19 protein-coding genes are annotated in these 20,874 nt (G+C 67.7%); 6 read left to right on the top strand and 13 right to left on the bottom strand.

The genetic code is table 11. From position 1 onward, the window contains the following. The first annotated feature begins 38 nt into the window (after positions 1-38). Together GNX71_RS09695 and GNX71_RS09700 are read left to right on the top strand one after the other, a co-directional pair. Positions 39-995: a LysR family transcriptional regulator gene (locus tag GNX71_RS09695; protein ID WP_206178118.1), complete on the top strand. Its 957-nt coding sequence runs from the start codon at positions 39-41 to the stop codon at positions 993-995. A 96-nt stretch (positions 996-1,091) separates the two neighbouring features. Further along, the gene (locus GNX71_RS09700; RefSeq protein ID WP_206178119.1) at positions 1,092-1,694 is read left to right on the top strand and encodes an ORF6N domain-containing protein; all 603 of its coding nucleotides are present in this window, start codon (positions 1,092-1,094) and stop codon (positions 1,692-1,694) included. A 30-nt stretch (positions 1,695-1,724) separates the two neighbouring features. Here the strand turns inward: GNX71_RS09700 and phaZ are convergent, their stop codons facing one another. Then, on the bottom strand, positions 1,725-2,942 hold the full coding sequence (phaZ, locus tag GNX71_RS09705) for a polyhydroxyalkanoate depolymerase (RefSeq protein ID WP_206178120.1): 1,218 nt from the start codon (positions 2,940-2,942) through the stop codon (positions 1,725-1,727). Positions 2,943-3,023: 81 nt separating this feature from the next. Here phaZ and GNX71_RS09710 point away from each other — a divergent pair, with 81 nt between their 5' ends. Further along, positions 3,024-3,680: a glutathione S-transferase family protein gene (locus GNX71_RS09710; protein WP_206178121.1), complete on the top strand. Its 657-nt coding sequence runs from the start codon at positions 3,024-3,026 to the stop codon at positions 3,678-3,680. 10 nt (positions 3,681-3,690) lie between these two features. On the opposite strand, the gene GNX71_RS09715 is transcribed toward GNX71_RS09710, so the two are convergent. The 6 genes from GNX71_RS09715 to GNX71_RS09740 are packed head-to-tail and all read right to left on the bottom strand — an operon-like array spanning position 3,691 to position 7,852. Beyond that, positions 3,691-4,038: a DOPA 4,5-dioxygenase family protein gene (locus GNX71_RS09715; protein WP_206178122.1), complete on the bottom strand. Its 348-nt coding sequence runs from the start codon at positions 4,036-4,038 to the stop codon at positions 3,691-3,693. Between the two features lie 28 nt (positions 4,039-4,066). Next, entirely contained in the window at positions 4,067-4,690 is a 624-nt protein-coding gene (locus GNX71_RS09720) for a DUF4166 domain-containing protein (protein ID WP_206178123.1), read from the bottom strand. After that, positions 4,687-5,739 (bottom strand): SRPBCC domain-containing protein, encoded by a 1,053-nt coding sequence (locus GNX71_RS09725; protein ID WP_206178124.1) that lies wholly within the window; start codon positions 5,737-5,739, stop codon positions 4,687-4,689. Before GNX71_RS09725 ends, GNX71_RS09720 begins: the two co-directional genes overlap by 4 nt. Positions 5,740-5,767: 28 nt before the next feature. Continuing rightward, a complete protein-coding gene (locus GNX71_RS09730) occupies positions 5,768-6,718 on the bottom strand; it encodes a methyltransferase domain-containing protein (protein WP_206178125.1) in 951 nt (316 codons plus the stop codon). 59 nt (positions 6,719-6,777) lie between these two features. Next, complete coding sequence (locus GNX71_RS09735; protein WP_206178126.1) at positions 6,778-7,209, bottom strand: DUF393 domain-containing protein; 432 nt, start codon at positions 7,207-7,209, stop codon at positions 6,778-6,780. A 58-nt stretch (positions 7,210-7,267) separates the two neighbouring features. Beyond that, a complete protein-coding gene (locus GNX71_RS09740) occupies positions 7,268-7,852 on the bottom strand; it encodes a MarR family transcriptional regulator (RefSeq protein ID WP_206178127.1) in 585 nt (194 codons plus the stop codon). A gap of 119 nt (positions 7,853-7,971) precedes the next feature. On the opposite strand from GNX71_RS09740, the gene GNX71_RS09745 reads away from it, so the two are divergent. Together GNX71_RS09745 and GNX71_RS09750 are read left to right on the top strand one after the other, a co-directional pair. Further along, positions 7,972-9,069 carry a PA0069 family radical SAM protein gene (locus GNX71_RS09745; RefSeq protein WP_206178128.1) on the top strand — a complete coding sequence of 366 codons (1,098 nt, stop codon included), beginning with the start codon at positions 7,972-7,974 and terminating at the stop codon, positions 9,067-9,069. Positions 9,070-9,224: 155 nt separating this feature from the next. Further along, a complete protein-coding gene (locus GNX71_RS09750) occupies positions 9,225-10,301 on the top strand; it encodes an alpha/beta hydrolase (protein WP_206178129.1) in 1,077 nt (358 codons plus the stop codon). Positions 10,302-10,355: 54 nt separating this feature from the next. Here the strand turns inward: GNX71_RS09750 and GNX71_RS09755 are convergent, their stop codons facing one another. From GNX71_RS09755 to GNX71_RS09780, 6 genes are all read right to left on the bottom strand, one after another. Then, complete coding sequence (locus GNX71_RS09755; protein ID WP_206178130.1) at positions 10,356-11,699, bottom strand: MFS family transporter; 1,344 nt, start codon at positions 11,697-11,699, stop codon at positions 10,356-10,358. 133 nt (positions 11,700-11,832) lie between these two features. Beyond that, a complete protein-coding gene (locus GNX71_RS09760; RefSeq protein WP_206178131.1) occupies positions 11,833-12,450 on the bottom strand; it encodes a response regulator in 618 nt (205 codons plus the stop codon). After that, the gene (locus tag GNX71_RS09765) at positions 12,447-14,615 is read right to left on the bottom strand and encodes an ATP-binding protein (protein WP_206178132.1); all 2,169 of its coding nucleotides are present in this window, start codon (positions 14,613-14,615) and stop codon (positions 12,447-12,449) included. Before GNX71_RS09765 ends, GNX71_RS09760 begins: the two co-directional genes overlap by 4 nt. A gap of 76 nt (positions 14,616-14,691) precedes the next feature. After that, on the bottom strand, positions 14,692-16,110 hold the full coding sequence (locus tag GNX71_RS09770) for an efflux transporter outer membrane subunit (RefSeq protein WP_241027215.1): 1,419 nt from the start codon (positions 16,108-16,110) through the stop codon (positions 14,692-14,694). Beyond that, entirely contained in the window at positions 16,107-17,360 is a 1,254-nt protein-coding gene (locus GNX71_RS09775; protein ID WP_206178133.1) for an efflux RND transporter periplasmic adaptor subunit, read from the bottom strand. The genes GNX71_RS09770 and GNX71_RS09775 overlap by 4 nt, the downstream gene beginning before the upstream one ends. Before the next feature lie 4 nt (positions 17,361-17,364). Beyond that, on the bottom strand, positions 17,365-20,595 hold the full coding sequence (locus tag GNX71_RS09780; RefSeq protein WP_206179402.1) for an efflux RND transporter permease subunit: 3,231 nt from the start codon (positions 20,593-20,595) through the stop codon (positions 17,365-17,367). Here GNX71_RS09780 and GNX71_RS09785 point away from each other — a divergent pair. Continuing rightward, complete coding sequence (locus GNX71_RS09785) at positions 20,588-20,827, top strand: hypothetical protein (RefSeq protein WP_206178134.1); 240 nt, start codon at positions 20,588-20,590, stop codon at positions 20,825-20,827. The genes GNX71_RS09780 and GNX71_RS09785 overlap by 8 nt on opposite strands. Positions 20,828-20,874: the final 47 nt, after the last annotated feature.

A 20,874-nucleotide genomic window follows, 5' to 3' on the forward strand; every position in this document is an offset into this window, starting at 1 on the left:
ATTCACCAGATCAATAACCGCCGGTGACTGGAGATGCCATGGCCGCCTTGCCCCTGCGTGCGCTCACGCTGCGCCAGCTGCAGTTCTTCTCGGTGCTGGTGGAGGAGGGGCAGTTCGGCCGCGCCGCGCGGCGCCTGGCCATCACGCAGCCCGCGCTGAGCAACGCCATCAAGCAGATGGAAAAGCTGCTCGGCGCCGAGCTGCTCACCCGCTCCACCCACCGCCTCGAACTCACGCCCGTGGGCGCCGAGGTGCTGGCGCGCACCGACTTTCTCGTCAACACCTTCGAGGTGGCGCTGCGCGACATCGAGAGCACGGTGCAGCGCGGCCGAGCCTTTGTGCGCGTGGGTGTGATCCCGTCGGCCAGCGCGCGCGTGGCGGCGGCCGTGAGCGAATTCCTCCAGCAGGACGGCCAGCGCGAGGTCGAGCTGGCCTGGCGCGACGCGCCCTCGACCACCCTGCTGGCCGAGCTGCGCAGCGGCCAGCTCGACATGGCGGTGGCCGCCATCACCGAGCCGCCGAACGGGCTGACCTGCATCGACCTGTTCCGCGATCCGCTGGTGCTGGTGGTGCGCCGCGACCACCCGCTGGCCGCGGCGGGCGATGCGACCTGGGAGGCCATCGGCAAGGAGCGCCTCGTGCTGTTCGAGAGCGGCAGCATGCCGGCCCTGGGCAACCCGGCACGCGCGCAATTCGCGCAGGGCGCGGAGCCGTACCGCGTGAGCTATTCCGAGACGCTCTATGCGCTGGTGCGCAGCGGCCAGGCGCTGGGGCTGATGCCGCGCCTCTACACCACGTCGCTGCGCGATCCCGAGCTGGTAGTGGTGCCGCTGCTGAAGCCGCGCATCGAGCGCCGCGTGGTGCTGGCCTACCTGCCGGGGCCGATGCGCAACGTGGTGGCGCAGGAGCTCATTGCGTTCCTGCGCGACAGGTTGCCGCAGGCCGGGGAGGTGGCGGTGCGCCGGATGACCAAGGGGACGCGTGCGCGGCGCTAGCGACATTTCCGGCGTCACGGCTGTTCTGCTGCAGCCCAACGCAAAGTCGCTCTGTGACATAGTGAGCAAGACCCATTGACGGAGATCAGGGAACGCATGACTACAACCACAACAGCGGGAGGCGCGTTGCTGCCGCGTATCGAGGGACGCATTCAGGTGCTGCGCGGGCTCAAGGTGATGATCGACGCCGATCTGGCCGAACTCTACGGCGTGCCGACCAAGGCACTGAACCAGGCCGTCAAGCGCAATGCAGAGCGTTTCCCTCCGGACTTCATGTTTCAGCTCGATGCCGCCGAGAAGGTCGAGGTGGTCACAAACTGTGACCACCTTTCGAAGCTGAAGTTTTCCAGATCACTGCCGTACGCTTTCACGGAGTTCGGCGCAGTGGCGCTGGCCAACATACTGGCCTCCAGTCAGGCCGTCGAAATGGGCATCTACGTGGTGCGCGCGTTCGTGCGACTGCGGCAAGCGGCGAGCTTGCATGAGGACCTGGCCAAGCGGTTGGCCGAAATCGAGGAGAAGACAGAGCGGCTGGAGTTGAGCCACGACACGTTCAGCCGAAACACGCGCAACCAGTTGAGGCAAGTCTTCGAGGCGATCCGCGAACTGACGATGCCGCCCGATCCGCCCAAGCGACCCATAGGGTTTGTGACGACCGAAGACAAGAAGGCAATCAAGGGCAAGGAGCAGAAGGGCTGAGCGGCAGCGTGCCGGGGCGCAACCGCAGGCTCAGTGCAGCTCGGCCGCCGCGTGAATCGTCTCGCGCACCCGCGGATAGATCTGCGCGTTCCACTTGCTGCCGCTGAACACCCCGTAGTGCCCGACGCCCGCCTGCAGGTGATGCGTCTTGAGGTACGGCCGGATGTTGCTGCAGAGGTCTTGCGCGGCCACCGTCTGGCCGACTGCGCAGATGTCGTCGCGCTCGCCTTCCACCGTGAGCAGCGCGGTGCGGCGGATGGCCGCGGGGTTCACCGTGCGGTCGCCCACGGTGAGCACGCCGCGCGGCAGGTCGTAGGTCTGGAACACGCGCTCCACCGTCTCCAGGTAGAACTCGGCCGGCAGGTCGTTCACCGCGAGGTACTCGTCGTAGAAGGTGCCGATGGTGCTGGCCTTCTCGATGTCGCCTTCGACGAGGTGGGTGAACATGTCCTGGAACTGCTTCTTGTGGCGTTCCGGGTTCATGCTCATGAAGGCCGAGAGCTGCAGGAAGCCGGGGTACACGCGCCGCATCGCACCCGCATGCGGCCACGGCACATGGCTGATGAGGTTGCGGCGGAACCACTCGATGGGCTTGCTGGTGGCCAGCACGTTCACGCCCGTGGGGTTGATGCGGCAATCGACCGGCCCCGCCATCAGCGTGAGGCTGCGCGGCGTGGCGGGGTTGTCGTCCTCGGCCATCAGCGCGGTGGCGGCGAGCGCGGCCACGCAGGGCTGGCAGACCGCGACCATGTGCACGCCGGGGCCGATGGCCTCGAGGAACTGGATGAGTTGCAGCGTGTAGTCGTCGAGGCTGAAGCCGCCATGCCACAGTGGCACGTCGCGCGCGTTGTGCCAGTCGGTCAGGTACACGTCGTGGTCGCGCAGCAGGGTGCGCACGGTTTCGCGCAGCAGCGTCGCGAAATGGCCCGACAGTGGTGCAACCAGCAGCACGGGCGGGTGCACGGCCTGGATGTCCTTGCGGAAGTGCAACAGCGTTCCAAAAGGCGCAGTCAGGGTTTTCTCTTCGTGGACAACGACTTGCGTGCCGTCGACCATGACCGAGTCGATGCCGTAGGCGGGCCGCGAGTGGGTCAGCCGCATGCGCGAGAAAACCTCGAACTGGGCGGCGAGGCGCCGCATCATGGTGCGGTCGGTGCCGTCCTTCCAGAGGGCCTTGCCCCAGTACTGCGCCGCGAGCCGCGAGGGCGAAAGGAGGTCGGCTTGGTTCTGATAGGCCCGGTACAGCATGCGATGGATGCAGGCAAGTTGCGGGCCAGCCGGGTGGCATGGGGCTTGCACGCGAACCATGCAACGTCAAGGAGCTTCCCGATGGCCAAACCCGTTCTCACGATCAGCAGCAAGAACTACGGCGCATGGTCGCTGCGCGGCTGGCTGATGTGCAGGCTGGCGGGGCTGGACTTCAGCGAGAAGATCATTCCGCCCGACGATCCGGCCATGAAGGCCGAGATGCTGCTGCTCTCGTCGTCGATGCTGGTGCCCTCGCTGCAGCACGGTGGCGTGAAGGTATGGGACACATTGGCCATCGGCGAATACCTCAACGAGATCAAGCCCAAGGCCGGGTTGTTGCCGGCCGACGCTGCCGCCCGCGCGCACTGCCGTGCGATCTGCGGCGAGATGCATTCGGGCTTTGCATCGATGCGCGGCGCGCTGCCGATGAACATCAAGGCCCACTTCAAGAACTTCAAGGTGTGGTCGCGCGCGCAGGCGGACATCGACCGCATCGTGGCGATCTGGCGCGAATGCCTCAAGGCCTACGGCGGGCCGTTCCTGTTCGGCAAGCAGCCGGGCATCGCCGATGCGATGTATGCGCCGGTGGTCACGCGCTTCCTGAGCTATGACGTGGCGCTCGACAGTGCGTGCGCGGCCTACTGCAAGCGCGTGATGGAGCTGCCGGCGATGAAGGAGTGGGTGGCTGCGGCGAAGCAGGAGCCCGAGGAGATCGACGAGCTGGACGCGGAGTTTTGAGCCTGTTTTTCTAGCGCCGGAACATCCGCAGGTCGAGCGCGCTTTCTTCGCCGAGCCACATCGCGTGCGTCGTGTGGTCGGCGAGGTCGTCGCCCGTCACGCCGTGCACGAAGATGTCCAGGCCGTTGCGGTTGGCATCGAGCCATTCGATCACCTGGTCGAACTCGGCGGCATCGAAGGCGAGCTGGCAGCTCCAGTGCGGATGCGGGCCCACGAGCCGCTCGTGCACGCGGCCCACGACGACCATCAGCTCATGGCCTGCACGCTCGCAGAGTTCGCGCGCCTGCGCCACCGTGGCGGGGGCGAAGTAGACGTGGGCGTGGTACTGGGGGTAGAGGTTTTCGGGGCGGCGCGGCATGGTGTGTGCATTGTGGCCTCACGGGGCTTCAACTGCGAGGCAGGTGAAAGCGCCCGCTGTAGCGGAACACGTCGCCGAACCAGCGGTGGCGCAGCAGCATCTTCATCGTGAAGTGATCGGGGCTCGATGGGTCGGGGCGTTCCTCGACGTAGGCCGTGCCCATGAAGAGGCCGAGCGGCAGCGGGATCCGCAGGCCCGCGATGCGCCAGATGTAGCCCCTGTCGCGGAACACCAGCGCGCCGTCTTCCGCGCTCACCGCCAGGCGCATGCCGATGCCGAATCGCACGTACTCGATCACCTCGGCACCGTGCGATGCGGTGTGTTCCATGTGCGAGCGAAAGTGGAAGGGCTTGCGACCTGCGAAATGGAAGACACGGTCCCAGTACAGATTGGAATCATCGGGGTGGCAGCGGTAGTGAACCTCGATCGGCACGTCGGTGCCGGTGTAGGGCACGAGCGCGCCGAACAGGTGGCCGAAGGGCATCAGCAGCGCGGCCCATGGCGCGTGATGCACCTCGCGCATGGTGCCGCGAACGCAGACGTAATCGTCGGAGAACGGCGCCATCGTGTAGTGGCGGCGGATCACGTCGCCCAGCTTCGCCCATTCCGCGCCGAGCGCCTGCTGGAAGACGGGTGACTGCTTCGCCGTCATCGTGCCGCCACCGCCACGGTGCCTTCGCTGCGCGCCTTGTAGAAGCGCAGGATGTGCTCGGCGCCATCGCCCAGCAGGAACCCCGCGACCCGGTCCGCATACCAGTTGAAGCGCGTGCTCACGCGCCACGCCACATCGACGCGCAGCTCGGTGCCGCCGTCGCGCGGGGTCAGCGTGAAGGCCGAGTCGCGCAGGTCGAAGTACTGGCCGCCGATCATCACGTGGTCATCGAGTGCGCCGGCGGGAAAGGAGTCGGGCGCGAAGCGGTAGCGCCACTTCAGCAGGCGGCCGGGCTGCCACTCGGTGATGACCTCCTCGAAGTGCACGTTCTTCTGCCACAGCACTTTGCGCACGCGGCCCTCGGGCGTCTCTTCTGTCACGCCGGCGAGAGGCAGCGGCACGCCGATGCGATAGGCCCAGGCGTCGTCGACTTCGGCGGGCTGGATGTCGCGCGCATTGTTCAGCTCGTGCCACACGCGCTCGGCTGGCGCGGCGATGAAGAGCGTGCGCGAGGTGGTCGAGAACTGGTCGGGGTTGGGCAGGTGAGGCTCGATGGCGCCTAGCACCAGCGGCAGCATCGCGAAGCTGTAGAGCGCGGGCTTGGGCCAGTCGGTGACGCGGCACACGAGCCCCATCGCGAGGCCGCCGACGCTGCCCATGACCGCGAAGAGCGGCACGATGACGACGGCGCAGATCATCCCTTCGATGAACACGAGCAGCGTGCCGATGACGAAGAGCGCGGTCGACACCCACGGCGCCCAGATGTAGTAGCCCCAGCTGCGCCGCTCGATGCGCTCGGCCATGTACACGGTGACCGCGCCGCACACCGCGGGCGCCAGGTAGACGAAGGCGCCGAGCATCGCCGAGAACGGATGGCCCGGCCCGCCGCTGAAGGCGATGCGCAGCACGAGCGCTGCCGCCGCGCCGACCAGCAGCGGCCAGAACCAGGCGAAGGGCATGCGGCGGCGGGGCTTCTCTTCGGCGTCGTTCGAATCGGCGTTGACAGGGGCGAGCTCGGAGAGCCTGCTTTCTTCGGGTTCGGTGCTCATGGAAACGTCTTCTCCTCTTTGTGTTTTATCAGCCGGTGCGTTTGGCGGTCACCATGCAGTAGTCGAAGTCGCGCCAGAACATGCCGAGCGCCAGCGCGCAGTAACTTGCCACGACGTGTTTGCGGCGCCACGGGCTCAGCCTGCCGCGCGCCTTCCAGAGTTCGGTCAGCGTGAAGCGCGTGGCCAGCACGGGGATGTGCAGTGCGCTCGGCGCAATGCGCCAGCGCAGCGACTTGAACTCGATGTCCTCGAAGCCGTTGTCGCGCAGCGCCGCGGTGAAGTCGTCGCGCGTGGCGAGCGTGGGCACGGCCCAGCTGTCGGCCCAGAGGCGGTGCAGCCAATCGGCGATGCGGCCGGGGTTCCTGCGCAGCAGGAAACCATCGACCACCACGAGCCGCGCGCCGGGCTTGAGCAGGCGCGCGGCCTCGCGCACGAAGTCGGCCTTGGCGGTGCCTTCGGCGTAGCAGGCGCTTTCCAGTGCCCAGGCGCCATCGGCCTGTGCGGTGGGCAGGCCCGTGCGGGTGTAGTCGGCCTCGATGTGGGCCACGCGGTCGGCCACGCCGGCTGCTGCATCGAGCCGTGCGGAGATGCGGTTCTGCACGGGCACGTTGGTGACGGTGACCGCGTAGAGCGATGCATCGTCGCCGACCAGCGTGCGCGCGGTGGCGCCGGCGCCGCAGCCCATGTCGATGACGCAGCGCCGTTGACCCTCGGCGGGTTGCGATTCATCGAGCCGCAACGCGCGGCCGACGGTGCGGTTCATCTCCACCAGCATGCCCTCGCGGCGCAACGGGTTGAGCCCCGCGCGCCAGAAGCCGAAATGCATGTTGTAGCTCGGGCTCCAGGCGCTGTAGTCGACCGCCACTTCGGTGAAGTAGTCCTGCGTGTCCTCGGCCGTGATGGGCGCGCTCGTGGCGTGCGCAGGTGCGTGAGGCGTGGCGGACGGCATGCGGAAGTCGGGCTGGAAGACGTTGGGCATCGAGGCTCTTTCTGACGTTGGTTCTTGTATTTCCCTGAGGGCGTGACAGCGTGATCGGTTCAGAGGCGGCAGTGGTCGTTGGCGCAGGTGGCCGGCGCGATGGCGCCGCGGCCTGCGAGGCGCGCGACCAGCCAGCGCGGCAGCCTGTAGCGATTGCGGGCGAGCACGGCATAGGCGCGATCGGCGAGCGCGCCGACGACCGGCAGGTCGAGCAGTGCGCCGCCAGCGGGCAGGCCCACGGCGGCGCGGCAGGCGCGGATCGCCGCGACGCCGGACAGCACGCGGCCATTCGCATCGACGGCGTGCATCGCCGTCATCAGTGCCTCGCGTGGCGCCGGGCCGGCGGAGAAACCGGGGGGCGAGCAGTCGATGAGGTTCAGCCGGCCGCCGGCATCGCGTGCGCGCATCGCGCTCATCTCGGCCACGCAGAGCGGGCAGGTGGCGTCGTAGTAGACGGTCAGCGGATAGGTCGTGGCGGCGATGCGGGGCATAGTGTTCTTGGTTCCCGATATTTCTGTCAAAACAGAAATGAATAGACAAAAAAAGGGTTTAGATCATCGGCAGGCTGGCGTGGTGCGCGTCGGGATCGTCACCTTTGCCGGCAGGCGCCGCATCGCCGCGCACGAACTTCTGCACGCTGGCCCCGAGCGTCAGCACCTTGTCGAGCGTGCCGGGCGAAAGCCGCAGCATCTCGTCGGCCCAGGTGGCGAGCTTGTTCATGAGGTCCATGGTGGAGCGGATGCGGTCCTGCGCATCGGCCGGCTCCTTCTGGAAATCGGGGCTGGACACGAGCTCCCGCAGCACGCGGATGGTGGGGTCGAACTCGCGCTCCTTGCGCTCGCGCACCACGGTGCGGAACAGCTCCCACACATCGACGCTGGTCTCGAAATAGTCGCGCCGGTCGCCCAGGATGTGGGTGACGCGCACGAGGTTCCAGGCCTGCAGTTCCTTCAGGCTGTTGCTGATGTTGGAGCGGGCCACGCCCAGCGTGTCGGAGAGCTCTTCGGCGTGCATCGGCTTGCCGTGGGCGAAGAGCAGGGCGTGGATCTGCGAGACGGTGCGGTTGACGCCCCACATGGAGCCCATTTCGCCCCAATGGACGACGAACTTGCGTTGAATTTCTGTGAGTTCCATGAGGTCGAGTCTAGGATTTCTTCTATTTCTGTCAAGAGAGAAATAGAAAAATCGACATGCCCGTGTGAATGGTGGAATACTGTATGAATAAACAGTAAATTCCGTCTTGAGGATTTGCCATGCCACCCGCATCCCCCGTTCCCATCCACATCATCAAAGGCCGAGGTGCGGCCACGCGGCTGGCGCACCGTTTCTCCAAAGACGAGCGCAACGCCTTCGACGACGGCTGGGGCACGCTCGAAGAAGGCGTGGCCGAGGCCGACGAACTCATGCCCCTGGCGACCGAGGTGCGCTTCGAGGACGTGAAGTCGGTGCTCACCGGAAACGAATCGCCCGACATCTACTTCGACCGGTCGCTCAACCCGTACCGCGGCTGCGAGCACGGCTGCATCTACTGCTTCGCCCGGCCCACGCACAGCTATCTGAACCTCTCGCCCGGCCTCGACTTCGAGACCAAGCTGATCGCCAAGCGCAACATCGTCGAGGTGCTGCGCGCCGAGCTCGGGCGCAAGAGCTACCGGCCGAGCCAGATCGCGATCGGCACCGCCACCGACTGCTACCAGCCCATCGAGCGCGAGCTGCGGCTCACGCGCTCGGTCATCGAGTTGCTCAAGGAAGTGCGGCATCCGTTCGCGCTGGTCACCAAGTCGAGCGCCATCGAGCGCGACCTCGACCTGATCGCACCGATGGCGGCCGAGCACCTCGTGGCGGTGTACGTGACCGTGACCACGCTCGACGGCGAACTCGCCCGCAAGCTCGAGCCGCGCGCCGCCGCGCCGCACCGGCGGCTGCGCACCATCCGCACCCTGGCCGAGGCGGGCGTGCCGGTGGGCGTGAGCGTGGCGCCGCAGATTCCGTTCGTCACCGAAGACATGGAGCATGTGCTCGAAGCCGCCTGGGAGGCCGGCGCGCGCAGCGCGTTCTACACGGTGGTGCGGCTGCCATGGGAGGTGGCACCGCTCTTCAAGGAGTGGCTCGCGCTGCACTACCCACAGCGCGCGGACCGCATCATGGCGCGCATCCACGAGATGCGCGGCGGCAAGGACTACGACGCCGATTTCGCCACCCGCATGAAGGGCAGCGGGCTCTGGGCCGACCTGATCCACCAGCGCTTCCAGAAAGCGACGAAGCGGCTGGGCTTCAACCGCGAGCGCATTTCGCTGGACCTCACTGCGTTCCGGCCGCCGGGAGCGGCGGGGCAGGGCAATCTGTTCTAGCTGGCGCGCCTGCATGCGGAGGCGTCTGTCGCGTTTTTCCCCCTGCCGCAAGACAGCTTTCCGCGCAGTGTCTCGCGCAGCAACCGGAACGGGTCCACAGTTCGACTCCTTGCGCATGCGCCGCATGGCTTCTACATCGAACAGGTTTTCCGGATATGTCGAACAAAGCAGATACCGAGGTCTCCCACGGGCCCGCCACGACCCGCCTTCGAAGCCGCATGGCGTGGCGGCATCTCGCGGTGCCGATGCTGCTGGGTGCTCTGATCGGCGCACCCGCCATGGCGACGGCGCAGCCGGCCCTGGAGCCGCTGGGCATTGCGATGGAGGGATGGCCCTATCCTTTTCCGGTGCGCTTTCACGAGTTCGCGCTCGAAGGCGAAACCGTGCGCCAGGCCTACATGGACCTCGCCCCCACGGGCCCGGCCAACGGCCGCACCGCATTGCTGCTGCACGGCCGCAACTTCCCGGCGAGCTACTGGGAAGGCGTGATGCGAAAGCTGGCAGCCGCCGGGTACCGCGTGATCGCCACCGACCAGATCGGCTTCGGCCGCAGCAGCAAGCCCGACGTGCACTTCACCTTCGACATGTACGCGCGCAACACCGCCGCGCTGCTCGACGCCCTGAACATCGGCGAGGTCGATGTCGTCGGCCATTCGCTGGGCGGCATGCTCGCGGTGCGCTTCACGCGGACCTACCCGAAGCGCGTGCGCAAGCTGGTGCTAGAGGCGCCCGTGGGCCTGGAGGATTACCGCCAGACCGTGCCAGCTGTGACCGACCAGTTTCTCTACGACCGGGAATACGCGCTGTCGGCAGCGGCCTATCGCAGCTTCCTGCGCGACACGTATTCGCTGTCGCTCCCCGCCGAAGCCGTCGAGCCCTTCGTGGTGCTGCGCGAGCGCTTGAAACTCAGCGGCGAATACCCGCGCTGGGTGCGCTCGTTCGTGCAGACCTACCAGATGATCCACGACCAGCCGGTGGTGCACGAGTACCCGTTGGTGCGCACGCCCACGCTGTTCATCATGGGCGCGAACGACCACAACGCGCCCGGCAAGCCCTACACGACGCCCGAGCTCGGCGCGGGCATGGGCTTCAACGCGGACAACGCGAGGCGCATCGCCGGCACCATGCCCAACGCGAAGGTCGTCGTGTTCGAGGGTGTCGGGCACATGCCGCACATGGAGCGGCCGGCCGAGTTCGGCGACGCGATGCTCGCGTTCCTCACGCGCGATTGAAGCGAAGAAGCGGCGTCTGCCGGCTGGCGGACGCCGCTTCCTTTCTTCTTGTTCCTACTTGTCGTGATGCAGGTAGGTCGCCCGGCGCGGCAGCATCAGGCTGACCGCGAAAACCACCACCATCATCGCCGTCACGTACCAATAGAAGTACGACTCGTGGCCGATCGATTTCAGGCCCAGTGCCACGTATTCCGCGCTGCCGCCGAAGATGGCGTTGCCCACCGCGTACGACAGGCCCACGCCCAGCGCGCGCACTTCGGGCGGGAACATCTCGGCCTTCACGATGCCGCTGATCGAGGTGTAGAAGCTCACGACGGCCAGCGCCACGACGATCAGCACGCCGGCGAGCAGCGGACTGGTCACGCTCTGCAGGCTGGTCAGCACCGGCACCGTGATCAACGCGCCGAGCACGCCGAACAGCAGCATGTTGCTGCGCCGGCCGATGCGGTCCGACAGCGCACCGAACACCGGCTGCATGCACATGTAGATGAAGAGGCACGCCGTCATCACGTTGCTGGCCGTCTTGATCGACATGCCGGCCGAGTTCACCAGGTACTTCTGCATGTAGGTGGTGAAGGTGTAGAAGATCAGCGAGCCGCCGGCCGTGTAGCCCAGCACCATGAAGAAGGCGCGCTTGTGGTGCTTGAACAGTTCGCCCATGGTGCCGGCGCCCTTGGCGGCGCGGGTCTGCGTGCTGGCGGTTTCGGTGAGCGAGCGGCGCAGCATGAGCGCCACCACGGCGGCCACCGCGCCCAGCACGAAGGGAATGCGCCAGCCCCAGCTCTTGAGCTCTGCGTCGTCCAGGAACTGCTGCAGCACCACCACGACCACCACCGCCAGCAGCTGGCCGCCGATCAGCGTCACGTACTGGAAGGACGAGAAGAAGCCGCGCTGTCCGCGCATCGCCACTTCGCTCATGTAGGTGGCGGTGGTGCCGTATTCGCCGCCGACCGACAGGCCCTGCAGCAGCCGTGCGGCCAGCAGCAGCACCGGTGCCGCCGCGCCGATGCTGGCGTAGGTGGGCAGGCAGGCGATGACCAGCGAGCCCACGCACATCATCGTCACCGAGACCACCATCGAGGTCTTGCGGCCCTTGCGGTCGGCCAGCCGGCCGAAGATCCAGCCGCCGATCGGGCGCATCAGGAAGCCGGCGGCGAACACGCCGGCCGTGTTCAGCAGCTGCGCCGTCGGGTCCGACTTGGGGAAGAACGCGGGCGCGAAGTAAATGGCGCAGAACGCGTAGACATAGAAGTCGAACCACTCCACCAGATTGCCGGACGAGGCCGCGAAGATCGCGAAGATGCGCTTGCGCTTTTCCTCGAAGGTGTAGGGCGTGGAGGAGGTGTCGGGGAGGGATGCGTCCGGGCTGGAGGCACCGGCGCTGGCGATGGCGGTCATTGGGGTCCTTGTCTCTGGGCGCGGCCCGTGGGACCGCCTGAAGCTTGTGCCCGGGAGTCTCTTCCGCTGACGCCGCGCCGTCGTCCGTAGCCGCCCGCCGCGCTGCTACGTACGTGTACGCAAGGGTAAATACCTAGAGCGCGTGCTCCCGCAGGAAACGGTCGAGTTCGTGGCTGTTCGACAGGCCCAGCTTGGCGAACACATGGGCGCGGTGCGTCTCCACCGTGCGCAGCTCGAGGGGCGCGAGTTCGAGCGCGATCTTCTTGTTGGGCTTGCCCTCGGCGACCAGCCGGGCCACCTGCATCTCGCGCGGCGTGAGCTTGGCCCACAGCAACTGCGCGGCCTGCCGGGCCTGCCGGCGCACGGCAATGTCCTGCGCCTGCTGCAGCGCCTTGGCGATGCTTTCCAGCAGGCGTTCGTCGTTGCAGGGCTTCTCGAGCCAGCCGAATGCGCCGTTCTGCACCGCCTCGACCGCCATCGGAATGTCGCCATGGCCGGAGAGGAACAGCACCACCAGCGGACTGTCCTGCGCGCGCAGCGCATCGAACACCTGCAGCCCGCTCATGCCTTCCATGCGCAGGTCCAGCACGACGCAGCCCGCGCGCTGGACGTCGGCGCTGGCCAGGAACGCCTCGCCCGAGGCAAAGGTCTGCACCGCGTAGCCGCGCGACAACAACAGCAGGCCCAGCGACCGGCGCACGGCCTCGTCGTCGTCGACCACGCACAGATTGTTGGCAAGGGTGGCATTCACGTCGAAACCTCCAGCTCCAGGGTGAAGACCGTGCCGCCGCCGGCCCGGTCCGCAAAAGACAGCCGCCCGCGATGGGCCTCCACGATCGTGCGGCAGATGTTCAGGCCAAGGCCCAGCCCGCCCACCTTGGTCGTGAAGAAGGGCGCGAACACCTGCTCCGCGAGTGCCGCATCGATGCCGGGGCCGCGGTCGGCCACGCGGATGTGCACGCGGCCTTCGACCACCTCGGCGTCGACCTCCACCGTCCGCCGTTCGGGCGGCGTGGCCTGCATGGCCTGCAGGCTGTTGGACAGCAGGTTCAGCAGCACCTGCTCCAGCAGCACGCGGTCGCCGCGCACGGCGGGCAGTGTGGGCGGAATGCGGACCTCGGCGCGCACCTGGCGCAGCCGCATTTCGCCTTGCAGCAGCGCGAGCGCATTGGCCACCAGCGCGCTCACCGCGCAGTCTTCGGCGCCGAAGGTGCGCTGGCGCACGAAGCCGCGGATGCGGCGCACGATCTCGGCGCTGCGCTGGGCCTGCGCCACGGTCTCGTCGAGGCTGTCGGCCAGCAGTGCCTGGTTGCCCTGTTGCGCGAAGGCCTTGGCGGCGCTCGCGAAATTGCTCAGCGCCATCAGCGGTTGGTTCAGTTCATGGGCGAGGGTGGAAGCCATCTCGCCCAGGCTCGCCAGGCGCTGGGCATGCTGCAGCTGCTCGTCGTTCTCGCGCTGGCGCAGCTCGGCGCGCTTCTGCGCGGTGATGTCCACCACCGAACTCATCCAGCCGCTGTGCTGGCCGCCGGCATCGATCAGCCGCGCGGTGTAGACCCGGGTGATGACGTCGTGGCCGTCCCGGTGGCGCAGGCGCGATTCGAAGCCCGAGAGGTCGGTCTGCCCGCTCAGCATGGTGTCGTTGTGGCGCCAGTGCTGCGCCACGTCGTCGGGGTGCCAGTAGGGGTAGGGCGGCAGCCGCCCGAGCAGCTCGTCGGCGCCGTAGCCGACCATCTCGCAGAAGGCCGGGTTGACGTAGATGATCCGGCCCTCCAGGTTGCGCGCGCGCATGCCGACCAGCAACGAGTCCTCCATCGCCTTGCGGAAGGCGTGCGCTTCGTCCAGCGCGCGGGTGCGCTCGCGCACCCGCTGCTCCAGGTCGCGCCGCGCATCGCGCTGCTCGGCGAAGCGGCGCTCGCGCAGCTGCCAGTACAGCCCGCCCAGCAGCAGCACGCCGGCACCCAGCAGCCCGAGCATCCAGGTGCGCTCACGGGCGTCGGTCACCTCCGCGTGGTCGGCCATCACCGTCAGGGTCCAGCCGAGATCGGGCAGCGCCTCGTCCACCGCGAGAAAGTGGCGCGAGCGGCCGTCGATGTCGGTGCGCACGAGGTAGGCGGGTTGCCCATCGCTGCGCTCCACGGTCCAGGGGAGCGCCGGAAAGCGGTTGCGGGCGCCGTATTGCTGGTGCCGCTGCACCTCCGCCAGGTCCGCGTCGCCCAGCGCTCGCGTGGACCGGTACATCCACGCGGGCACCGAGCTCAGGAACACGATGCCGTGGGCATCGGTCAGCAGGATCGGGTCGCGCAGGAACGCCCATGCCGCTTGGCGCAGGATGACCTTGGCCGCCATCACGCCCAGCACGGCGCCGTTCTCCGAGCGCACGGGCGCGGACACAAAAAGCCCGGGTTCGCCGGTGGTCTGGCCGACGCCGTAGAAGAGGCCCTGGCGCCCCGCGAGCGCATCGATGAAGTAGGGCCGATTGGCATAGGACTCGCCGATGAAAGTTTGCGGCGTGGCCCAGTTGCTCGCCGCGAGCGTGAGGCCCTGCGGGTCGATCAGGTACAGCACGTCGGAGCCCGCGTCGCGGTTCACTTCCTCGATGTAGCGGTTGGCGCGCTGGCGCGCGGCGGCATCCTGCGGATGCGCGAGCGCGGCGAGCACGTCGGGATGCATCCCCGCGGTGAGCGGCAGGTAGCCGTACTTGCCGGCGGTGTCGCGCAGGCCCAGCACATGGACTTCCATCGCGCGGCGGATCGAGTCGGTCTGAAAGGCCGTCTCGCGGTTCGCCGCCCACTGGCCCGCGGCACCGATCAGCGCGATGGTGATCGCCACGGCCGCCACCCAGGCAAACAGCGCGCGGCGAGAGGAGCGGGCGTGAGGCGCGGTTGGTTCGGACGGTTCGAGCGTGGGAGGCGGCATGGGAAGGCGGGCCGACTGGCGCGGCGGATGAGATTCTGCACGCGCCGTCCGACGGCGCCCCGCGCGCCGCGACCGCTCAGGCCGGCGCTTCCCAGTCGCCGCCCAGTGCCTTCACGAGAAACACCGCAGTCAAGAGGCGCTGTCCCTGCAGCTGCGCGGCCTGCCGCTCGACCGTCAGCAGCGACTGCTGCGCGGTGATCACATCGAGGTACGTCGATGCGCCGCCTTCGTAGCGGCTGGTCGCCATGTCGAGCACGCGGCGCGCGGCGGCGACGGCGGCCTGCGCCTGCGTGGTGGCGCTGTCGAGCGCGGAGAGGCCGGTGATGCCGTCTTCCACCTCCTGCATCGCGGTGAGCACCGTCCGGCGGTAGTTGCCCACGGTCGCGTCGTAGCCGGCCTTGGCGAAATCGACGTTCGCGCGCACACGCCCGCCATCGAACAGCACCTGCGTGGCCGACACGCCCACCGACCACAGGAGGCTCGGTCCGTTGAACAGCGACTCGATCAGCCGGCTGTCCACGCCCACGGTCGGCGAGATGATGAAGCTCGGATAGAAGGCCGCGGTGGCCACGCCGATCTGCGCGTTCGCGGCCGCCATCGAACGTTCGGCCGAAGCCACGTCGGGCCGGCGCTGGAGGATTTCGGAAGGCACGCCGAGCGGCACCGCGGGCGGGCGGATCTCGCGCAGGTCCACCGGCAGCGTGAAGGTCGGCGCCGGCGTGCCGGTGAGGGTGGCGAGCGCGTGCTCGTACTGCGCGCGCTGCTTCTTGAGCACGTCGACCTGCGTCAGCGTGGTTTCCAGCAGCGCCTGCTGCTGCGCCACGTCAAGGCCCGAGACAGCGCCCAGGTCGTGCCGCGCCGTGACCAGCTCGAGCGCGCGGCGCTGCAGGCCGATGGAGCGCGAGAGCACGTCGAGTTCGATGTCGGTCGAGCGCAGGTTGAAGTAGTTGTTCGCCACGTCGGCGGTGAGCACGAGCCGCGTGTTCGCAAGGTCCGCGGCCGACTGCTCGGCCGATGCCGTCGCGCCTTCGACCGTGCGCTGCACGCGGCCGGCCAGGTCGAGTTCGTAGCTGGCGTTGAGCGACAGCGCAAAGTCGTTCTGCACGGTGGAGGAATTGGCGGTCGCGTAATTGGTAAGCGGCCGGTTGGCGGAAATCTTCAGGCGCGAGGCGCGGGCGCCGAGGCCCAGCTGCGGGAACCGGCTGGCCGAGCTGACATCGAGATTGGCACGCGCCTGGGCGAGCCGGGCGTTGGCGATGGTCAGCGTCGGGCTGCCGGCGAGGGCCTTGTCCTGCAGCGCGTCGAGTTGCGCATCGTTGAAGCGCTTCCACCACGGACCCTTGTCGGCCACGTCGTTCGGCGTGGCCTGGCGCCAGGGCGCTTCGAGCGTCCAGCTGACGGGCAGCGGGGTCTCGGGCGTCTTGTAGTCAGGCCCGACCGCGCAGCCCGCGGCGAGCAATGCCGCGATGGCGGCGGCAATGACCCGCAGTCTCACGCCGGTTCCTTCTTCGCGGGCGCCTTCGCCGCTGGAGCGGGTTCGTCCGGCGCCACCGTCACCACGTCGCCTTCGGCCAGCGAGTCGGAGGGATTGAGCACCATGCGGTCGTTGTTGCCCAAGCCGTCGATCACCTCGACGTTCTCGCCGTAGTTGCGGCCCAGCGTCACCGCGCGCAGCGCGATGCGGCCCTGCGCATCGACCACCGCGATGCGCGTGCCTTCGGCGCGGAACAACAGCGCATTGGCCGGCACCGTGATCGTGCGGGCCGCGGCCAGCGGCAGCGACACCTGCACGTAGGCGCCCGGCAGCAGCGCGCCGTCGCGGTTGGGCAGCGACACCTCGACCTGCATCATCCGCGTGGTCGCGTCGATGGCGCCCGAGGTGCGCGCCACTTCGCCCTTGAAGGTCTGTCCGCGCAGCTCGGCCTGCGTCACCACCACAGGCTGGCCGGCCTTCACGAGTTGCGCGTAGGCCTGCGGCACGTTGATGTACACGCGCAGCGGATCGGTCTGCGCCAGCATGAAGAGCGCGCGCCCGGCGCCGCCGCCCGCGCCCGCGTCGATCAGGTCGCCCACGTCGACGTTGCGGCGCGTGATGACGCCCGCGAACGGCGCGACGACGCGCTTAAAGCCTTCGGTCTGCTTCAGGCGCTGCATGTTGGCATCGGCGGCGGCCACGTTCGAGATGGCCTGCGCGACGGCGCTGCGGCGTTCGTCCAGGTCCTGCTGCGAGACCACGTCCTTCTTGCGCAGGTTCTCCCAGCGCTCGGCCGTGCTTTGTGCGAGCGAGAGGCCCGAGGCGGCTTGCGCGCGTGCGGCCACGGCTTGCGAGAGCTGCTGGTCGATTTCCGGTGTTTCGATTTCCGCGAGCAATTCGCCCTTTTCGACCCGGCTGCCGATGTCCTTGGTCCAGCGCTTCAGATACCCGCTCGCGCGCGCCGAGATCGGCGATTGCACGAAGCCCTGCAGCGTGCCGGGCAGCGCCAGCGTCTGGCCGGCGGTGGGCGTGCGTGGAAGGGCCGTCTGCACATAGAGCTTGGCGCGCTCCGCGGTGCCGGCTTCGAGCGCACGCGCATTGGCGATGCGCACGAACACCGTGCGTGCCGCACCGAGCGCCAGCAGCACGAGCACGATCACGACGAGCCAGCGCGTGCGCTTCACGATCTGCCGGCGGCGCAGCAGTTCGCCTTCGCCCTCTTCGACGGCGATGGGGTGGATGGCCAATGCCGAGTGGCGTTGCTCCGTCATGAAATCAGTTCTCCTGGGGCGCAGGGCCCGCTGGCGTGTGCGCCGAATGCCCGGCTTCTTCGCGTGCCGCCTTGCGATGCGCAAGCCGACTGTGCACCCCCGCGAACACGGCGGGTACGAAAAACAATGTCGACACCGTGGCAAAAAGCAGGCCACCGATGACCGCACGGCCCAGCGGCGCGTTCTGCTCGGCGCCTTCGCCCAGGCCCAGCGCCATCGGGATCATGCCGATGATCATGGCCAGCGCCGTCATCAGCACCGGCCGGACGCGGGTGGCGCCGCCTTCGAGCGCGGCCGAGAGCGGCGGAATGCCGGCCTGCAGCCGCTCGCGTGCGAACGACACCAGCAGGATGGAGTTGGCGGTGGCCACCCCCATGGTCATGATCGCGCCTGTGAGCGCGGGCACGCTCAGCGTGGTGCCGGTGATGAAGAGCATCCACGCGATGCCCGCGAGCGCGGCGGGCAGGGCGGTGATGATGATCGCTGCATCGAGCCACGACTGGAAGGTGACCACGATCAGCAGGTACACCAACACGATCGCCATCACCAGCCCCACGCCCAGGCCGATGAACGACGACTGCATCGTCTGCACCTGCCCGCGGATGGTGACCTGGCTGCCGCGCGAGAGCTTGGGCCGCATCTCGTCGACCAGCACCTGCACCTTGGACGCGACACTCGCTAGGTCGGTGCCCTGCACGCTCACGTAGACGTCGATCACCGGCGCGATGTTGTAGCGCGACTGGATCGCCGGCTGGCGCGACGCCTGCGCCTCGACCAGGTTGCCCAGCAGCTGCTGCGAGGCCCCGCCCGCGGCCGCCGCGCCGCCCGTGCCCACCGGGATGTTGAGCAGCGAATCGAGCGAGTCGACGTTGTACTGCGGCGTCTGCACCGCGATGCTGTAGACCACGCCGTTCACCGGATTGAGCCAGAAGGCCGGCGCCGTCTGCGAACTGCCCGAGAGCGCGATCAGCACGTTCTGCCCGACGTTGGCGGCCGTGAGCCCGTACTGCTGCAGCCGCGTGCGGTCCATCTGCAGGTTGAGGCTGGGGCCATCGAGCCGCTGGTGCACGTGCGCATCGACCGCCCCGGGAATCTGCTTGATCGCCTTGGTGAGTTCGGCCGCGCGCGCCGCGTTGCCGGCCGTGTCGTTGCCGCTGAACTGCACGTCGATGGCCGCGGGCAGGCCGAAGTTCAGGATCTGCGTGACGATGTCCGCCGGCTGGAAGAAGAACTCGATGCCCGGAAAGCGCTTGGGGAGCTCCGCGCGCAGCACCGAGACGAAGTGCTCGGTGGGCCGGTGGCCTTCCTTCAGCGAGAGCAGCAGCTCGGCGTCGAAGGTGCCGATGGTGCCGGCGTTGCTGTACGAGAGGTTGATGCCGCTGTTGGGAATGCCCAGGTTGTCGAGGATGGTCTCGAGCTGGTCGGCCGGCACCAGTTCGCGGATGGCCACTTCCACCTGGTCGGTGAGGCGCGCGGTCTCCTCGATGCGGGTGCCGGTGGGCGCGCGCACGTGCAGGCGGATCTGGCCGGCATCCACGGTCGGGAAGAAGTCGCGGCCCAGCACCGGGTACAGCAGGCAGGAAAGAAGACAGAAGCCGAGGAACAGGCCGATGAAGCCGCCACGTTTGGACAGCACCACCGACAGCAGCAATGTGTACGCGCGGCGCACACGCTCGAAGCGGCGGTCGAAGGCCTGGTAGACGCGCTGCAGCGCGCTGGGCTTCCTGGGGGCGTCACCTTCGGCCGGCTGCGCATGCACGCCGCCCATCAGCAGCATCACCAGCGTGGGCACCAGCGTGCGCGAGAGCAGGTAGGAGGCCAGCATCGCGAACACCACCGCCTCGGCCAGCGGCACGAACAGGAAGCGCGCCACGCCCGAGAGAAAGAACATCGGCACGAACACGATGCAGATGCACAGCGTGGAGACGAAGGCGGCGCTGCCGATCTCGCCCGCGCCGACCTCGATGGCTTCCTTCAGCGGCGTGCCCATGTGCAGGTGGCGCTCAATGTTCTCGATGGTCACGATCGCCTGGTCCACCAGGATGCCCACCGAGAGCGCCAGGCCCCCCAGCGTCATGAGGTTGAGCGTTTCGCCGAGCGAATACAGCACCAGGATCGACGCCAGGATCGACAGCGGAATCGTGAGGCCGATGATCAGCGTGCTGCGCCAGTTGCCCAGGAACAGCAGCACCATCGCCGCCGTGAGCGCAGCCGCGAGGATGGCCTCGAACACCACGCCCTTGACGGCCGCCTTCACGAACACCGACTGGTCGAAGAGCGGCGTGACCTTGATGTCCTGCGGCATCGACTGGGTGGCGATCGGCAACATGCCGCGGATGTTCGCCACGATGTCCAGCGTAGAGGCACCGCCGTTCTTGAGCACCGACAGCAGCACGCCGCGCACCCCGTCTTGGCGCACGATGTTGGTCTGCGGCGAGAAGCCGTCGCGCACGAAGGCCACGTCGCGCAGGTAGGTGGTGGCGCCGTTCACGGTGCGCACCGGCAGGTCGTTCAGGCCCGCGATGGCGTCGGGCGAGCCGTTCATGCGCACGCTGTATTCGGTGGCGCCGAACTTGGCGGTGCCCGAGGGCAGGATCAGGTTCTGCGTGTTGACCGCGTTCACCACGTCGGCCGGCGTGAGGCCGCGCGCCTGCATCGCCTGGGTGTCCAGGTCGACCGAGATCAGCCGGTTCTTGCCGCCGTAGGGAAAGGGAATCGCCGCGCCCGGCACGGTGATGAGCTGCGGGCGCAGCTGGTTGACGGTCGAGTCGAAGAGCGAGTTTTCAGAACGCGTGGGGCTGGAGAGCGCGAGCTGGATCACCGGCACGCTCGAGGCGGAGTACTTGATGACCAGCGGCGGCGTGATGCCCGGCGGCAGCTGCCGCACCTGCGCCTGCATGGAGGCCACCACCTGCGAGATCGCCATCTCGATGTTGGCGGTGGGCTGGAAGAACACCTTGATGATCGACACGCCCGCGAGCGACTGCGACTCGATGTGCTCGATGTCGCTCACCGTGGTGGTCAGGCCCCGCTCCACCTGGCCCGAGATGCGCTGGCCCATCTCCTGGGCCGGCAGGCCGGTGTAATTCCAGATGACGCTGACCACCGGGATGTTGATTTCCGGAAAGATGTCGGTGGCCATGCGCGCCAGGACAAAAGGCGTGGCCAGCACGATCAGCATCGCCATGACGATGAAGGTGTAAGGGCGACGCAACGCGAGCTGGACCATGGACAGGGCTCTCTGCTTCCGGCGGAAAAAGGTTTCGCATCATAAGGAAGTAGATTTAAGTTTGCTGCCGCCATTTCTTTGGGTGTGGCGCTTTACCAAAAGGCTGCATGTGGATGGGGTTCGGCTGGTAGTCATGGGGTGCCGGAGCGTGGCGCTGGCCGTCGCCTCGGGGCCTGCCGCTCATCCAGGGCGACAGGACAATGAATTTCAAGTGATGCTCAATTTACTTGGATATTGAATGGCTTTTAGAGTGAATTATGATTAAGTAACACTCAAAAAATCACC

This window comes from Variovorax sp. RKNM96, assembly GCF_017161115.1.
Lineage (GTDB): Bacteria > Pseudomonadota > Gammaproteobacteria > Burkholderiales > Burkholderiaceae_C > Variovorax.

Bases quoted from the DNA above. Each gene is read 5' to 3' on its own strand.
- GNX71_RS09695 (WP_206178118.1), top strand. From the start codon at position 39: ATGGCCGCCTTGCCCCTGCGTGCGCTCACGCTGCGCCAGCTGCAGTTC.
- GNX71_RS09700 (WP_206178119.1), top strand. From the start codon at position 1,092: ATGACTACAACCACAACAGCGGGAGGCGCGTTGCTGCCGCGTATCGAG.
- phaZ (WP_206178120.1), bottom strand. From the start codon at position 2,942: ATGCTGTACCGGGCCTATCAGAACCAAGCCGACCTCCTTTCGCCCTCG.
- GNX71_RS09710 (WP_206178121.1), top strand. From the start codon at position 3,024: ATGGCCAAACCCGTTCTCACGATCAGCAGCAAGAACTACGGCGCATGG.
- GNX71_RS09715 (WP_206178122.1), bottom strand. From the start codon at position 4,038: ATGCCGCGCCGCCCCGAAAACCTCTACCCCCAGTACCACGCCCACGTC.
- GNX71_RS09720 (WP_206178123.1), bottom strand. From the start codon at position 4,690: ATGACGGCGAAGCAGTCACCCGTCTTCCAGCAGGCGCTCGGCGCGGAA.
- GNX71_RS09725 (WP_206178124.1), bottom strand. From the start codon at position 5,739: ATGAGCACCGAACCCGAAGAAAGCAGGCTCTCCGAGCTCGCCCCTGTC.
- GNX71_RS09730 (WP_206178125.1), bottom strand. From the start codon at position 6,718: ATGCCCAACGTCTTCCAGCCCGACTTCCGCATGCCGTCCGCCACGCCT.
- GNX71_RS09735 (WP_206178126.1), bottom strand. From the start codon at position 7,209: ATGCCCCGCATCGCCGCCACGACCTATCCGCTGACCGTCTACTACGAC.
- GNX71_RS09740 (WP_206178127.1), bottom strand. From the start codon at position 7,852: ATGGAACTCACAGAAATTCAACGCAAGTTCGTCGTCCATTGGGGCGAA.
- GNX71_RS09745 (WP_206178128.1), top strand. From the start codon at position 7,972: ATGCCACCCGCATCCCCCGTTCCCATCCACATCATCAAAGGCCGAGGT.
- GNX71_RS09750 (WP_206178129.1), top strand. From the start codon at position 9,225: ATGTCGAACAAAGCAGATACCGAGGTCTCCCACGGGCCCGCCACGACC.
- GNX71_RS09755 (WP_206178130.1), bottom strand. From the start codon at position 11,699: ATGACCGCCATCGCCAGCGCCGGTGCCTCCAGCCCGGACGCATCCCTC.
- GNX71_RS09765 (WP_206178132.1), bottom strand. From the start codon at position 14,615: ATGCCGCCTCCCACGCTCGAACCGTCCGAACCAACCGCGCCTCACGCC.
- GNX71_RS09775 (WP_206178133.1), bottom strand. From the start codon at position 17,360: ATGACGGAGCAACGCCACTCGGCATTGGCCATCCACCCCATCGCCGTC.
- GNX71_RS09785 (WP_206178134.1), top strand. From the start codon at position 20,588: ATGGACAGGGCTCTCTGCTTCCGGCGGAAAAAGGTTTCGCATCATAAG.